Annotated in this window: 14 protein-coding genes; 9 read left to right on the top strand and 5 right to left on the bottom strand. The window is 68.9% G+C overall.

Annotated elements, in window-relative coordinates:
• Positions 1–32: 32 nt before the first annotated feature.
• Complete coding sequence (locus LQ938_RS09800; RefSeq protein ID WP_223720774.1) at positions 33–725, bottom strand: phosphocholine cytidylyltransferase family protein; 693 nt, start codon at positions 723–725, stop codon at positions 33–35.
• A gap of 210 nt (positions 726–935) precedes the next feature.
• Here LQ938_RS09800 and LQ938_RS15500 point away from each other — a divergent pair, with 210 nt between their 5' ends.
• From LQ938_RS15500 to LQ938_RS09785, 3 genes are read left to right on the top strand one after another with little or no spacing between them, the layout of a single operon-like run.
• Positions 936–2,711 carry an ATP-binding cassette domain-containing protein gene (locus LQ938_RS15500; protein ID WP_308116154.1) on the top strand — a complete coding sequence of 592 codons (1,776 nt, stop codon included), beginning with the start codon at positions 936–938 and terminating at the stop codon, positions 2,709–2,711.
• Complete coding sequence (locus LQ938_RS09790) at positions 2,687–4,258, top strand: hypothetical protein (RefSeq protein WP_223720775.1); 1,572 nt, start codon at positions 2,687–2,689, stop codon at positions 4,256–4,258. The genes LQ938_RS15500 and LQ938_RS09790 overlap by 25 nt, the downstream gene beginning before the upstream one ends.
• 49 nt (positions 4,259–4,307) lie before the next feature.
• On the top strand, positions 4,308–4,574 hold the full coding sequence (locus LQ938_RS09785) for a DUF3039 domain-containing protein (protein WP_223720776.1): 267 nt from the start codon (positions 4,308–4,310) through the stop codon (positions 4,572–4,574).
• Positions 4,575–4,581: 7 nt separating this feature from the next.
• Here LQ938_RS09785 and LQ938_RS09780 read toward each other — a convergent pair whose 3' ends face one another.
• A complete protein-coding gene (locus tag LQ938_RS09780) occupies positions 4,582–5,898 on the bottom strand; it encodes a nicotinate phosphoribosyltransferase (protein WP_223720777.1) in 1,317 nt (438 codons plus the stop codon).
• A 38-nt stretch (positions 5,899–5,936) separates the two neighbouring features.
• Here LQ938_RS09780 and murI point away from each other — a divergent pair, with 38 nt between their 5' ends.
• The 5 genes from murI to LQ938_RS09755 all read left to right on the top strand — a co-directional run bounded on the left by murI (position 5,937) and on the right by LQ938_RS09755 (position 9,919).
• On the top strand, positions 5,937–6,755 hold the full coding sequence (gene murI / locus LQ938_RS09775) for a glutamate racemase (protein ID WP_223720778.1): 819 nt from the start codon (positions 5,937–5,939) through the stop codon (positions 6,753–6,755).
• Positions 6,756–6,921: 166 nt separating this feature from the next.
• Positions 6,922–7,662: a ribonuclease PH gene (gene rph / locus LQ938_RS09770; protein ID WP_263317276.1), complete on the top strand. Its 741-nt coding sequence runs from the start codon at positions 6,922–6,924 to the stop codon at positions 7,660–7,662.
• Complete coding sequence (gene rdgB / locus LQ938_RS09765) at positions 7,662–8,261, top strand: RdgB/HAM1 family non-canonical purine NTP pyrophosphatase (RefSeq protein ID WP_223720779.1); 600 nt, start codon at positions 7,662–7,664, stop codon at positions 8,259–8,261. The genes rph and rdgB overlap by 1 nt, the downstream gene beginning before the upstream one ends.
• A gap of 42 nt (positions 8,262–8,303) precedes the next feature.
• Complete coding sequence (locus tag LQ938_RS09760) at positions 8,304–8,876, top strand: GrpB family protein (protein ID WP_223720780.1); 573 nt, start codon at positions 8,304–8,306, stop codon at positions 8,874–8,876.
• A 125-nt stretch (positions 8,877–9,001) separates the two neighbouring features.
• Positions 9,002–9,919 carry a cation diffusion facilitator family transporter gene (locus LQ938_RS09755; protein ID WP_223720781.1) on the top strand — a complete coding sequence of 306 codons (918 nt, stop codon included), beginning with the start codon at positions 9,002–9,004 and terminating at the stop codon, positions 9,917–9,919.
• A gap of 9 nt (positions 9,920–9,928) precedes the next feature.
• Here the strand turns inward: LQ938_RS09755 and LQ938_RS09750 are convergent, their stop codons facing one another.
• The gene (locus tag LQ938_RS09750) at positions 9,929–12,394 is read right to left on the bottom strand and encodes an ATP-dependent DNA ligase (RefSeq protein WP_223720782.1); all 2,466 of its coding nucleotides are present in this window, start codon (positions 12,392–12,394) and stop codon (positions 9,929–9,931) included.
• Positions 12,395–12,617: 223 nt separating this feature from the next.
• Here LQ938_RS09750 and ku point away from each other — a divergent pair, with 223 nt between their 5' ends.
• The gene (ku, locus tag LQ938_RS09745; protein WP_223720783.1) at positions 12,618–13,490 is read left to right on the top strand and encodes a non-homologous end joining protein Ku; all 873 of its coding nucleotides are present in this window, start codon (positions 12,618–12,620) and stop codon (positions 13,488–13,490) included.
• A gap of 12 nt (positions 13,491–13,502) precedes the next feature.
• Here ku and LQ938_RS09740 read toward each other — a convergent pair whose 3' ends face one another.
• Both LQ938_RS09740 and LQ938_RS09735 read right to left on the bottom strand, forming a co-directional pair.
• The gene (locus LQ938_RS09740; RefSeq protein WP_231341316.1) at positions 13,503–14,216 is read right to left on the bottom strand and encodes a DedA family protein; all 714 of its coding nucleotides are present in this window, start codon (positions 14,214–14,216) and stop codon (positions 13,503–13,505) included.
• A 259-nt stretch (positions 14,217–14,475) separates the two neighbouring features.
• Positions 14,476–15,177 carry a hypothetical protein gene (locus LQ938_RS09735; protein ID WP_223720785.1) on the bottom strand — a complete coding sequence of 234 codons (702 nt, stop codon included), beginning with the start codon at positions 15,175–15,177 and terminating at the stop codon, positions 14,476–14,478.
• Between the last annotated feature and the right edge of the window lie 33 nt (positions 15,178–15,210).

The following is a 15,210-nucleotide window of genomic DNA, read 5'->3' as shown; positions in this document are numbered from 1 at the left end:
TGGGGGAGCGCCGGGCTTGCGCCGAACGCGACTCAGACGTAGAAGTTGGCCCGCTCGAGGTCTTCTGCGAAATCGACCTCGACCGCGTAGAGGTCGGAGATATCGAGCGGCTCCAGCAGGAGGCCGTCGTGCTGGATCGCCAGTTCGAGGCCGCGCTCGAAGTAATCCTGGTCGCCGACCCGCGTGAGGTGGTGCATGAACGCGCGCTTGTCGCGGCGTGAGATGTAGTTGATGCCGACGGCCTCGCCGATGCCGCCGCGGACGGTCTTGGAGAGTTCGTTGATGAAGCCCTCGGCGGTGACCGTGTACTTGACCTCTTCGTCGCTCACCTTGGAGGTGTTGACGGTCACGAACGACTGCTCGCGCTCGATGAGCTCGGTGGCACGTCCCAGCACGCGCGGGTCGAAGACGACATCGCCGTTCATCCACAGAACACCGGCACGGCCCGTGGCCGACAGCGCGCGCAGCAGGCTCTTGGACGTGTTCGTCTGGTCGTAGCGCTCGTTGTAGACGTAGTCGGCGTCGGGGAAGGCGTCGACGACGGTCTCGGCGCGGTAGCCGACGACGGTTGTAATGCGTGCGTCGTCACCGAACGCGGCGCGGATGTTGTCGTGCTGCTGGCGCATGATGCTGCGTCCGTCGCTCAGCTCGGTGAGAGGCTTGGGCAGGCTGCGGCCGAGTCTCGAGCCCATTCCTGCGGCGAGAATGACGGTTTGAAGTCGCATGTGATGCTCCTGGAGTCTGGAAGTTCATGGTCGGTTCACCGACGAGACACCCCCTTGTGCCTCTGTCATGGTAGCGAGAGGCCCTGGTAAACGACCGGGGCACCCCCGCAATCTGTGGAAACTGTGGCTATCGTTGCCGTTTCGTGACAATGGACGACGATCGTCGCGGCGGCACACGGACGTGTCAGACGAGGTTGGTACCGTGGACCGGTGAGCGATTCCACTCCCGGCCCCGACGTGCCAACGACCGATGATTCGGCCGCTTCGCCGAGCGTTCCGGGTGTCGAATCCGAGGCGGCTCCGGCCGCCCCGGAGCCGAGGAAGAAGCCCGCCCCGCGTGCTCCGCGAACCCCCGCCGCGGGCGGTCGGGCTCCGGCTCGCACCCCGCGCACCGGCGCGGCCGCCGCGAGTGCCAAGAAGCCCGCGCCCAAGCGTCCCGCGGCAACGAAGCGCCCCGCTGCCGCCACGAAGAAGCCCGCCGCTCCGCGCACGCCCGCGACTCGTCCTGCGGCCGCAGCATCCGTGGCGAACGTCGACGCGGTCGTCGATGAGCCGGTCGTTGCGAACGACTCCGCTCCTGTTGCCGCGCCCGCCCCCGTGGCCGCAGACGCGCCGGCGGAGAGCGTTGACGGGCCGGGCGATGCGGTGACAGTCGCACCGTCGGATGCGGATGCGGATGCGGATGCGCCGTCGACACCCGTCGATGCTTTCGTGATCCCGCCGCGTCCGCCGCTTCCCCCGCGTCCGCCGCTTCCTCCCTTGCCTGCGGCCGTCGTCGCGGCCGTCGCAACGCCGGCGCCGGTTGAGGCGAAGCGTGAGCCCGAGCCCGAGCTCGAGCCGGACGACACGGTCGAGATTCAACGCCTCGATCGCGTCACCGTTCCGGGCCCAGCCGAAGAGAACCCGGCCGAGGCGGTACCGGCGGTCGAGTCCGAAACGCTCGTCGAGCCGGAGCTCGAGCCGATCGTGGAGCCGGACCCTGTCGTTGAGCCCGAGCCACAGCCTGAGCTCGTCGTGGAGCCTGAGCTCGTCGTGGAGCCTGAGCCAGAGCTCGTCGCGGAGCCCGAGCCCGAGCCCGTCGCCGAGCCCGAGCCCGTCGTCGAGCCCGAGCCCGTGCCGCTCCCCGAACCGGAGGAGTCCGCATCCGACGACACCTTCGTGGCTGCCGCCGAGGTGACCGAATTGCCGGCCGCGAGAGAACGCGATGCGGAGGCCGACGCCGCCGGCGAGCCGGCGCTTCGAGTGTCGGGGCTGCGCAAGTCCTTCGGGGCGACGATGGCGGTCGCCGGTATCGACCTCGTCGTACCCGCGGGGTCGTTCTACGGACTGGTGGGGCCGAACGGCGCGGGAAAGACGACCACGCTGTCGATGATCGCGGGCCTGCTGCGCCCGGATGCGGGGAGCGTACGGATCGCAGGCCTCGATGCCCGTGCGAAGCCGCGGCAGGCGAAGCGGTTGATCGGTGTGCTTCCCGACCGGCTCCGCACGTTCGACCGGCTGACCGGCCGTCAGCTGCTCTCGTACAGCGGCTTGCTGCGCGGTCTGGATTCGTCGACGGTGGATCGCCGCGTGGCCGATCTTGGTCGGGCGTTCGACCTGACGACTGCGCTCGGGCGACCGGTGTCGGATTACTCGGCCGGCATGACGAAGAAGGTCATGCTGGCGGGAGCCATGATCCATTCGCCGCGCCTGCTCGTGCTCGATGAGCCCTTCGAAGCCGTCGATCCGGTTTCGAGCGGCGTCATCCTCGACATCCTCTCCACCTACGTCGATCACGGCGGCACCGTGCTCCTCTCCAGCCACGGAATGGAACTTGTCGAGCGCGTCTGCACCCGCGTGGCGGTGATCGTCTCGGGCCAGGTGCTCGCCGAGGGCACGGTCGACGAGGTCCGTGGTGAGCGCACGCTCGAGGAGCGCTTCCTGCAGCTGACCGGCGGATCGAACGAGGTGGAGGGCCTGGAGTGGCTGCACACGTTCTCCGACTGAGGTTCGCGCTGCTGCTCGGTGCGCTCCGCGGCGAGCCCGGAGAACGGTTCCGTGCCATCGCTGGTTTCCTGGCGATCGTCGTCGGTGTCGGGGTCGTCTGCTGGGGCATCACCGCGCTCGGCGCGGTGTCGGCCATCGCGGCGTTCGTGGTGACGGTGCTGGGCGGCTCGGCGATCGCCGTCGGCTACGCCCTCGCGGCGCCGATCTCAGGCGCCTCCGATCCGCTCGATCCGCGGCGGTTCGTGACGTTCGGCCTCTCACCCCGCCCGCTGGCCGGAAGCATCCTGCTTGCGAGTGTCGTGAGTGTTCCCATGCTGGCCCTCGCCGCGATCTCGGTCTCCATCGGCGTCATGTGGGCGGAGCGCGGAGCGGGGGCGTGGGCGGTCGTGGGTCCGCTGCTCGGTTTTCTGATCTGCCTGCTGCTGGCGCGAGTCGGTGCGGCGGTCGCTGCCGCACTGGGCGGAGAGCGTCGATCGCGCGAACTGACCGGGCTGTTCATCCTCGCGCTCCTGGTCGTGGTGCTGCCGGTCGGCGTGTTCTTCGCCTCCCTCGACTGGGGCGACCGGGTGCCGTCGCAGCTCACCGCCGCCGCGTGGATACTCACCTTCACCCCGGTGGGCGCCGCGTGGGGACTCCCGGGCGCGGCCATCGCCGGGCAGACCGGGGAGGTCGCGACCGCTGTCGCCGTCGCACTCGCCACGATCGCTCTGCTCACCGCCGCGTGGTTCGCACTCGTCGCGCGGAGCCTGCGCACGATCGATCGTCCGACCGCAGGTCGTGCGCGCGGCACGATGGGATGGTTCTCGGTCACCCCGGGCACGCCGACCGGCGCTATCGCGGCCCGGAGCCTCACCTACTGGCTGCGCGATCGGCGATACGGCGTGAACATCCTCGTCGTGCCCGTCGCCGCTCTGCTCGCCACGGTTCCGCTGATCATCGCCGGAGTGCCGCCGGAGATCGTCGCGCTCGTTCCTGTGCCGATCATCGCGCTGTTCTTCGGTTGGCTGCCGCACAACGACCTCGCGTACGACTCCACCGCCGTCTGGCTGCACATCGCCTCTGGAGTGCGTGGCATCTCCGACCGCGTCGGCCGGCTCGTGCCGATCCTGGTGATCGGCATCCCGGCGTTCGCCATCGTCATCCCGCTCGCGATCGCCGTCAACGGGCGCTGGGCGCACCTCCCGGCTCTGATCGGGGTGACGGCGAGCCTCTTCCTCGCCGCCCTGGGCCTGTCTTCGATTTCGTCGGTGGCCGCGCCCTATGCCGTCTCGCGACCGGGAGACAGCCCGTTCCAGCAGCCGCAGCGCACCGGCTCCGCCGGTCTCGCCGGGCAGGCGCTGGTCATGCTCGGTGCCCTCGTCGTCAGCATCCCGACCCTCTGGTGGGCGTGGCTCGCCGTCACCGGCGATCCGAGCTACGCGGGGGTGGCCCTCGTCTCCGGAATCGTCACCGGCGTCGTCGTCTTCGCGGTGGGCTTGGCGATCGGTGCCGTGCTGTTCGAGCGCCGTTCGGGCGCCCTCATGGAGTTCGTCGAAGCGGCCTACTGATTACCGCATCCGGGCCATCGGTACTCGGCTCGGGCTACACTGGCAGACCATGAGCACGCCTCTCGACAGCCCCGACCAGGGCGGAATCGCCACTCTCGACCGCGAGCTCGAAGAGCTCATCCGCGAGGAGAGTATCGAACCCGGCGATCACGAGCGTTTCTCGCATTACGTGAAGAAAGAGAAGATCCTCGAGTCGGCGCTGAGCGGCAAGCCCGTGCGCGCCCTCTGCGGCAAGAAGTGGACCCCGGGCCGCGACCCGGAGAAGTTCCCGATCTGCCCGGAGTGCAAAGAGATCTACGAGTCCCTGCAGTTCTGACCGGTTCTCACACGAAGACGGTGGGGATCGCGGGGTCCGAGCGGCTGAGCCCCTGCGCCTGGACCGGCAGTTCGGCCCGTGCGACGCGATGATGCGTCCGAGCTGCGCGAACTCCGGCCGGCCCCGTGAACTCCGTGTCGATCTCGCCGCCCTGCACGAACGTCACCTGCAGTGGCCGGGCATCCGGATGCTGCGCCGCAGTCTCCATGGGCTCGAAACCGTCGGCCACGACGATGGTCTCCTCCGTCGCGACGCCACCGACGAGGCGGCGGAAAGCGGCCTTGCGCCCCCCGGTGGAGGCCTTCTCGGCAGACGCTTTCGCGACCGCAACCCATCCGCCGTCGGCGCCCTGACGTGCCACGAGCTTGTAGACCATCCCGGCGGTCGGTGAGCCGGATCCGGTGACGACCGACGTGCCGACGCCGTACGCGTCGACCGGTGAGGCCGCCAGCGCGGCGATCGCGTACTCGTCGAGATCGCTCGTGACGGTGATGCGGGTGCCCGTCGCGCCTAGTCCGTCAAGGAGCGCGCGCACCTCCGCGGCGACGACGGGAAGGTCGCCGGAGTCGATCCGCACGCCGCCGAGCCCCGGGCCGGCGACGCGGATCGCCGTCTCGACGCCGCGGCGGATGTCGTAGGTGTCGACCAGCAGCGTCGTGCCGAGGCCCTGGGCGGCGATCTGCGATCGGAACGCTTCTTCCTCGCTGTCGTGCAGGAGCGTCCACGCGTGCGCAGCGGTGCCCATCGTCGGGACGTCCCACACGCGACCGGCCTCCAGGTTGCTGGTCGCATCGAAGCCGGCGATGTAGGCGGCGCGGGCCGCAGCGACGGCCGAGTGCTCCGAGGCTCGCCGCGATCCCATCTCGGCGAGCGGGCGATCACCCGCGGCGATCGACATTCGCGCGGCCGCGGTCGCGACGGCGGAGTCGTGATTCAGCACGCTGAGGGCGAGGGTCTCGAGGACGACTGCCTCGATGAACGTGCCCTCGACGGTGAGCACCGGCGACCCCGGGAAGTACAGTTCGCCCTCGCGGTAGCCGGTGATCGAGCCGGTGAACCGGAAGGACTCGAGGTACGCGAGGCTGGCCGCATCCACGATCCCGTGGTCACGGAGGTAGCGCAGTTCGTCGTCGCCGAACCGGAAGTCCTCGAGCATTCCGAGCAGGCGGCCGGTGCCGGCGAGGACGCCGAACCGGCGGCCGCCGGGCAGGCGGCGCCCGAAGAGTTCGAACACGCATCTCCGGGTCGCGGTGCCGTCACGGAGAGCGGCCTCGAGCATGGTCAGTTCGTAGCGGTCTGTCAGCAGAGCCGTAGAGGCGGGCATGCCGGTCACTCTACCGAGCGCGGGTAGGGTGGGTTCTCGTGGACGACGCGCCGATCGGGATCTTCGACTCCGGGGTCGGCGGGCTCACGGTCGCCCGGGCCATCTCTCAGTTGCTGCCCCGCGAATCGCTGGTCTACATCGGCGATACCGCGCGATCTCCGTACGGTCCGAAGCCGATCGCGGACGTGCGCCGCTACTCGCTCGAGATCCTCGACACCCTGGTCGAACAGGGCGTGAAGATGCTCGTGATCGCGTGCAACACCGCATCCGCCGCCATGTTGCGCGATGCGCGCGAGCGCTACGACGTGCCGGTGGTCGAGGTGATCGGTCCCGCGGTGCGTACCGCGATCTCGACGACGCGAAACGGCCGGATCGGTGTGATCGGCACATCCGGAACGATCGGGTCCCGGGCGTATCAGGACATGCTCGAGGTGAACCCGAACCTGACGGTGTTCGCCGAGGCCTGCCCGCGGTTCGTCGATTTCGTCGAAGCGGGAGTGACCGATACCCCGGAGGTCCTGGGCGTCGCGGAGGAGTACCTCGCGCCGCTCCGGCACGCCGGCGTCGACACGCTCGTGCTCGGGTGCACCCACTACCCGTTCCTCGAGGGAGCGATCAGCTACGTGATGGGCCAGGGCGTCAGTCTCGTTTCAAGCGATTCCGAGACCGCGAAGGACGTCTACCGGCAGCTCGTGTCGCGCGACTTGCTGGCGCGCCCGGATGCGGTCGCCCGCCACGTCTACGAGGCCACCGGCTCGTCGGCGGATGACTTCATCCGTCTCGCGCACCGACTGATGGGGCGCGAGGTCAGCGCCGTTCAGCTGGTGCAGACCGGCGCGATCGATCTGCCCCGCTGACGGCCCGCCGCGCGCTACCGATGCCCCTGCTGATGCCCCACCCCGCCCCCGGCCGAACCCCCGGCCGAACCATGTCCCAAAAATCCCGCTTCATGTCCCACTTTTTGCCGCTTCGGCCACCGCATACCGACCAAAAGTGGGACACGCTCGCTCCTGGAGGAGAGAAATGACCGACATCATCCGCACCGACGGCCGCACCGTCGACCAGCTTCGCCCGATCACGATCGAGCGCGGATGGAGCGCCCAGGCGGAGGGGTCGGCGCTGATCTCGTTCGGCGGCACGAAGGTGCTGTGCACCGCCTCGTTCACGAACGGCGTGCCGCGCTGGCTCACCGGTAAGGGCAAGGGGTGGGTGACGGCGGAGTACGCGATGCTGCCGCGCGCGACCAACAGCCGCAACGACCGCGAGAGCGTGAAGGGCAAGATCGGCGGCCGGACGCACGAGATCTCGCGCCTCATCGGGCGGGCGCTGCGGGCGGTCGTCGACACGAAGGCGCTGGGCGAGAACACGATCGTCATCGACTGCGACGTGCTGCAGGCGGATGGTGGCACTCGCACCGCCGCGATCACCGGGGCGTATGTGGCCCTCGCCGACGCCATCGAATGGGGTCGCAAGAAGAAGTTCATCGGCCAGAAGTCGAACGTGCTGCTCGACTCGGTCGCGGCGGTTTCCGTGGGCATCATCGACGGCGAGCCCATGCTCGACCTCGCCTACGTCGAGGACGTGCGCGCAGAGACCGACATGAACGTCGTCGTCACCGGCCGCGGTCTGTTCGTCGAGGTGCAGGGCACGGCCGAGGGCGCGCCGTTCGACAAGCGCGAACTCGATGCGTTGCTCGAACTCGGTGTCAACGGCTGCGCCGACCTCCGCGACCTGCAGACCGCCGCGCTCGCCGAGTCCGACTGATGAGCGCGCGGATCGTGCTCGCGACGCACAACCCGCACAAGGTCGAGGAGTTCCAGGCGATCGTGCGGGCGACGCGCCCCGACCTCGAGGTCGTCGGATACGACGGCCCCGAGCCGGTCGAGGACGGCGTCACGTTCGCGGCGAATGCGCTCATCAAGGCCCGCGCGGCGGCCGCACACACGGGGCTCCCGGCCCTCGCCGACGATTCGGGCATCTGCGTCGACGTGCTGGGTGGTTCTCCCGGGGTCTTCTCGGCCTACTGGGCGGGACACAAGAAGGATGCGGCCGCGAACCTCGACCTGCTGCTCGATCAGCTGTCGGATGTCGCCGACCCGCATCGCTCGGCGCAGTTCGTGTCGACGATCGCGCTCGTCGTTCCCGGCGCGGACGAGCACGTCGTCGAGGGGGTTTGGCCCGGACGACTCGCGCTGTCGTCGGCCGGGCCCGGTGGCTTCGGCTACGACCCGATCTTCATCCCCGATGGTCAGCCGACGGATGCGGAGCGCACCGTCGGTGAGTGGTCGGCGGCGGAGAAGAACGCGGCTTCGCATCGCGCCCGCGCATTCGAGGCACTGGGCCCGCTGCTCGCGCAGCTCTGAGCCCGAGGCGTGCGCGGCGGGTGGCCCTGAGAGAATGAGCCGGTGAACGATCATGGCCGCCCGGCCCGACCCGACGTCACCGGCGTGGAGCTCGTGGGCGGGCCGGAAGCGATCACCGTCGCTCTGCATCCGTATGATCCGGCGTGGGCCGCGTATTTCCGGACGCATCACGATCGGATCAGCGAGGCGCTCGCCGCATCCGACGTCGACATCGAGCACATCGGTTCCACCTCCGTGCCAGGACTGTCGGCGAAGCCGATCGTCGACATCGTCGTCGCGGTGCCCGACATCACCGATGAGGGCTCCTTCCTTCTCCCGCTTCTCGCCGCGGGCTACGAGCTGCGCGTGCGCGAACCGGGGCATCGTCTCGTCCGCACCCCGGGGCGCGACGTGCACGTGCACATCTACCCGCGAGGGGCGCTCGCCATCGACGACTACCTGCTCCTCCGCGATCGTCTGCGTTCGGATGCGGGCGAACGGGCGCTCTACGAGCGCACGAAGCGAGAGCTGCTCGCGAGGCCGTGGGACGACATGAACGACTACGCGGACGCGAAGACCGACGTCATCCGCGCCATCGTGCGGCGTGCGCGGGCGGATCGCGAGGCGGCCGGCTGACGCGAGGTTCGCGCCCCGTCGTGACCCGGCGCTCGGACGGTGCGCGGGAGAGAGTGGTTCTCAGTCTCGTTCCCGATTGCGTGAGGTTCCCCCGTGGGGCGGGCCCGCGACCGTAGCCTGGTCGTATGCACGATCACGCACCGGCTCCTGGCGGGGTTCGCGGCGCCGGCAATCGCCGGCTGCTCGCGATCTCTCTGGGCATCACCTCGGTCGTATTCGTCGTGCAGGTGGTCGGGGCGGTGCTGTCGGGTTCGCTCGCGTTGCTCGCCGACGCCGCCCACATGTTCACGGATGTGGCGGCGCTGATCGTGGCACTGATCGCGAGTACCGTCGCTGCCCGTCCGGCGAACGATCGGCGCACGTTCGGGTATCAGCGGGCCGAAGTCTTCGGTGCGCTCATCAACGGCATCATCCTGATCGGTCTGTCGCTCTGGGTCGCATTCGAGGCGATCACCCGCCTTCTGAACCCCGGGGAGGCGGAGGTGGCCGGAGGCCTCATGCTCGCGGTCGCCGCCATCGGGCTCATCGCGAACGCGATCGCAATGTGGCTTCTGAGCGCCGCGCAGCGCACGAGCATCAATGTGCGCGGCGCGTACCTGGAGGTGCTCGGCGACCTGCTCGGGTCGGTCGCCGTCATCATTGCCGCCGTCGTCATCCTGGTGACGGGATGGCTGCCGGCGGATGCGATCGCGTCGCTGCTCATCGCCGCGATGATCGTTCCGCGCGCGATCGGGCTGTTGCGCGAGGTGGCGTCCGTCCTGAGCGAGGCGACGCCCGCGGGGATGCAGGTGCGCGAGATCCGCGAGCACATCCTGGGCACCACGGGGGTCGTCGGTGTGCACGACGTGCACGTCTGGCAGTTGACCCGAGGCGCCCCTGTCTTCTCCGCGCACGTCGAGGTGGACGCCGGATGCTACGCGTCGGGGCGCGCGGACGGCATCCTGACAGAGCTGCAGGGCTGCCTGGCGTCGCACTTCGACGTCGAGCATTCGACGTTCCAGCTCGAGCCGGCGGGGCACGTCGAGCACGACGCGCACGCCTGAGCGGATCGCTCAGGATTCGTCGTGCACGTCGTTCGCTGACTTGTCCGATCGCACCCCGCGCCAGCGCGCGTGGCGCAGCCGGCCGTCGGGAGTGACTTCGGCGTAGGCCACTTCGCCCACGAGCTCCGGACGCACCCACCACGCGTCGGCGGCGTCCGCATCCGGAACGTCGATGAAGGACGTGTCGTCGGTGCGAAGCGCCGCCAACCGTTCGGCGAGTGTGGCGAGCAGGCGCTCGCTGAAGCCGGAGCCGACCCGGCCCACGTAGTGCAGACCCTCCGGCGTCGGAATGCCCATCAGCAGCGACCCGATGCTGCCGCTCCGGCCGCCGTGGCCCGGACGCACGCCACCGATCACGACCTCCTGCGTGCGGACGTGCTTGACCTTGATCCAGTCCGCGCTGCGCTCACCCGGTCGATAACGTCCGTCGGGGTTCTTGACGACGATTCCCTCGAGATGAAACGCCGCGCTCGCTGCGAGCGCGGCATCCACATCGTCGAACGCGGGCGGCGCGGTGAGGACAGGGTCGCCCTCCGCGAGGAGCGCGTCGAGGCGTCCGCGGCGCTCCCTCAGGGGGCGTCCGGTTAGGTCCTCGCCGCCCTCGGCGAGCAGATCGAAGACGTGGAAGCGCACCGGGGTCGCGGCAACCTGCGCGCGGATCTCCGCCGCTTTCGTCAGGTGCATTCGGTTCTGAAGCAGGGTGAAGCTCGGGCGGCCGCCGGCATCGAACGCGACGACCTCGCCGTCCAGGACCACGGGATGCGGCCCGAGGATCGCGGCGGCTCCGGTGATCTCGGGGTAGCGATCGGTGATGTCGGTGCCGCTCCGCGCGCGCATCCGCATCCGCGTGCCATCCCAGAACGCGAGCGCCCGGATACCGTCCCACTTGATCTCGGCCCACTCGGACGACCATCGGCCGGCACTGCTGCGGGCTGCCGCCGGGGAACCGTTCTCGGCGAGCATCGGCCGCAGGCGACCGGGGGAGAGCGCGTCCGGCCAGGGGGGAGCGACGGATGCGGGCGTGGCGGATGCGGGAGCCTCGCGGGTGGGAACGAGAGGGGCGGCGGCGCCGGCCGCGTCCGTTTTCATCCGGTGCAGCAACCACGTGGACTTCTCGCCGCTACCGTCGGTGCGGATCAGGGCGAGGCGCGCGCGACCGAGGGGGCCGGACTCGCGGCCGATGAGCGTGAAGATGACCTCGTCGTCGCGCCACTTCTCGAGCTCGTAGGTGCCGGCGTCCCAGATCTCGACGGTGCCCGCGCCGTACTCACCAGCGGGGATCGTGCCCTCGAACGTGCCGTACGACAGCGGATGATCTTCGGTCATGACGGCGAGGTGATTGCGGTCGGTCGCCTCGGGAACGCCCTTCGGCACGGCCCAGCTGACGAACACGCCGTCGCGTTCGAGACGCAGGTCGTAGTGCAGTCGGCGGGCGTGATGCTCCTGGATGACGAAGCGCGGATCTCCGATCGGCAGGCTGCCCTCGGCCCGCGGGTGGTCCGGCACGGGTTCCGGCGTGCGATCGGCGGAACGCTTCGCGAGGTAGGTGCGCAGCGGAGCGCGTTCGCGGGCGCGCTGGCCGTCACGGAACCCGAAAGCGGCGAGCGGGTCACCGAGGGTGCCAGCGCGCTCGAGCACCGCGGCCATGTCGAGGTGCGCGAGGTCGGGGTCGTCGAGTTCGTCCCACGTGCGGGGAACGGCGACCATCGGTCGGGCGCGTCCGCGCAGCGAGTACGGCGCGACCGTGGTCTTCTTGCCGTTGTTCTGGCTCCAGTCCACGAACACCCGTCCGGGACGGGCGGACTTCGACATGGTGCTGACGACGAGGTCGGGATGATCGGCCTCGAGCGATCGCCCGAGCTCCTTCGCCAGCGCGGACGCCTGCTCGCTCGTGTGGCCCGGGGGGAGCGCGGCGTAGAGATGGATGCCCTTGCTCCCGCTCGTGACGGGGAGCGGTGCGAGGCCGATGTCGTCAAGGATGCGGCGCGCCAGCCGGGCGACCTCGGCGCACTCGCGAAGGCCGACACCAGGCCCGGGGTCGAGGTCGAGCACCAGCCGGTCGGGGGCGCCGGGTTCATCGTCGACCGTGAACCGCCACTGCGGCGTGTGCAGTTCGAGGCTCGCCGTCTGAGCCAGCCAGACGAGCGTGGGTACATCGCGCACCAGCGGATAGTGCTTCAGCCCGGTCGAGTGAGTGATGCCGGTGCGCGGGACCCAGTCCGGGGTGCCGCGCTCGAGGTCTTTCGCGAAGAACGAGATCGGCTCGGCAGCATCCGCGTCGCCGACGCCGTCCGGCCAGCGCTTCCGGGTGACCGGACGACCGTCGAGATGCGGGAGGATGAGCGGCGCGATGCGCGCGTAGTAGTCGATGACCTCGGCTTTGGTTGTGCCGGTCGCGGGGTAGAGCACCTTGTCGAGCCGGCTGAGGCGCAGACGGCGACCCTCGATCGTCACGGTCTGCTCCTGCGTCGCCATGCGCCCATTGTGCCGCGCGCTCTCGGATTCCCCCGCCGCGTGCCGCGGCCGGCCTTGTTCCGCGAGACGGGATCGGGGCGCCGAGACAGCGGGGTTACCCCACGGTCTCGGCGCGAAGATCCCGTCTCGCGGTCGGGAGGGTGCGGATGCGGATGCCGGCGCCACCCGCATCCGCACCCGCAAGCCCTACCGGTGGGGTGCGGATCCCCGCTTAACTACGGGTATGAGGTCGATCTGGAAGGGCGCGGTCACGTTCGGACTGGTGAACGTGCCGATCAAGGTGTACTCGGCGACCGAGGATCATGACGTGTCGCTGCATCAGGTGCACCACAAGGATGGCGGCCGCATCCGGTACCAGCGCACGTGCGAGATCTGCGGCGAGGTGGTGGCCTACAGCGACATCGATCGCGCATACGACGACGGCGAGCGCACGGTCGTGCTGACGAAGGACGACCTCGCGTCGCTGCCGTCGGAGAAGTCGCGCGAGATCACGGTCGTCGAGTTCGTGCCGAGCGACCAGGTCGACCCGATCACGTTCGACAAGGCGTACTACCTCGAGCCGGACTCGACCTCACCGAAGGCCTACGTGCTGCTGCGGCAGACACTGGAGCAGACCGATCGCACCGCGATCGTGCAGTTCTCGCTGCGCCAGAAGACCCGGCTCGCTGCCCTGCGCGTGCGCGGAGAGGTGCTCGTGCTGCAGACGCTGCTGTGGGCTGACGAGGTGCGCGAGGCAGCGTTCCCGTCGCTGGACGAGTCGGTCAAGATCTCCGACAAGGAGATGCAGCTTTCGGCCGCTCTAGTCGACAGCTTCTCGGCCGACTTCGATCCGGCGGCGTTCCGCGACGACTACCAGGAGGAGCTGCGTACGCTCATCGACGCGAAGCTCGAGAAGGGCGAGAGCCTCGACACGGCCGAGACCTTCGGTGAATCGGATGCCGAAGAGTCGAGCGGCGAGGTCATCGACCTGATGGAGGCGCTGCGCGCGAGCGTCGAGCGCAGCCGCGCGGCGAAGGGCGACGACGGCGAGTCTGCCGCATCCGCGTCGAAGAAGAAGCCCGCGGCGAAGAAGAAGGCGGACGCGAAGGCGTCGTGAGGTCGATACCCGTCAGACGACGGGAGTCTCGCCCTCGGCGACCGGGGCCTGGCCCTCGGCGATCTCCTTCTTGACCTTCGAGCGCTCGCGGAAGTAGTGCCAGATCGTGACGGCGGCCGTGATCGCGACGACGCCGAGGAGAATGACATCGATGTAGTTGGTGACGATATCGGCGACCCAGGGGATGTAGCCGATGAGGTAGCCGATGAGGGTGAGGCCGACGCCCCAAATGAGCGCGCCGATCAGGTTGTACAGCGAGTACTTGCGCCAGGGCATGTGGCCGACACCGGCGGCGACGGGCGCGAAGGTGCGAACAACGGGCACGAACCGGGCGAGGATGACCGTGACGCCGCCGAACCGCTCGAAGAAGGCGTTGGTGCGTTCGACGTTCTTGGTGCTGAAAAGCCCCGACTGCTTGCGTTCGAAGATCGCCGGGCCCGCTTTGTGCCCGATGAGGTATCCGACCTCTCCTCCGACGAACGCCGCGAGCCCGATGACGAGCGCCACGACCCAGACGTTCACGCCGAAGATGCCGTTCGGGGCGGTGGCGGTGGAGTGCGACAAAAGGCCCGAGATGATCAGCAGGGTGTCGCCCGGAAGGAGGAATCCGACGAGCAGGCCCGTCTCGGCGAACACGATGAACCCGACGGCCACGAGCGCCCAGGGGCCGGCGGCCTCGATGAGGGTCGTTGGGCCGAGCCAGGGGATGAGACCGATGGAGTGCACTGCGTTCCCGTCAGATGGGTGGTCGGCGGAGCAGGGTGCGGCGCTGACGCGGCATCCCCGTGCGGAAGGTGGGACTTGAAATCTAACCGGGTGCTAGATTTCGTCCCGCCTTCTACGGCTTATGCCTGATTAGATCCCTAATTTGAGTCACTATCTTCAACCTCCGATCACGTCAGTTCTCGGGGAAGTGTGGGCAGATCGTGGGCAAACGTCGGCGCATCTGGCACTCGCTGGGGCAATTCTAGAGGGGATGATCTCGTCAGCTACCCGGCTCCCCGGTGAGCATCCACTGAATGAACGCGGTTACCGCGCCACCCGCGACCGCCGATGCGATGGAAACGACTGCAAGCACGATATTCGGTCGCCTCGCGCCATCGACCTCCGAGCGCGTGCGTCGCCGGAACAAAACACCGCCGTGGCGCCAACGGCGGGAAATCGTCCGGACATTGAGCCACGTAAGGAAGCCGAATCCGACGACTAGAAGCGTCCACGTGAGTACTTGATTCCACAGTGCCGGATCGGAGAACGCAGGAATCACGAGCACGAGAAGGGACAGCGTCGAGAGAGGGACGAGGAGCGCCACGGGTCCCATGTGCAGGATGAAAGCGCCAGTGGATTGGTGCCCATGAAGAAGGGCTGAAACGTCGCGAACTAGCGTCCGCGCACGATCTGAGTCCTCCCACGTCGCCACACCGCTGTGTTCCGGCGCAAGCGTGACGGTGATGGCGGGTGATCTCGTTTCCAACCGCAGCGACTCGAGCTCTTTGGGGGTAGCGCTAACCAGGTCGCTTGCGCTGTCCGCGGTGGCGCGTCCTGCGGCGATCTGCACCGACTCACACCGTGTGGAGAGGTAGCGCTCAACAGCGTCCAGGTCATCGAGGTACAGCGTCGCGAATCCGAAACGCTCGTGGAAGTAGCTCGAAGGCCGCTTTGCCGGCGGCGGATTGCGATTAAGCACCATCCGCCAATCATGGCCGCTCCCACTGACGCGCCC

This window comes from Microbacterium sp. cx-55, from assembly GCF_021117345.1.
In the GTDB taxonomy this organism is placed as follows: Bacteria; Actinomycetota; Actinomycetes; order Actinomycetales; family Microbacteriaceae; genus Microbacterium.
This window is presented reverse-complemented; position numbering and strand designations above follow the sequence as displayed.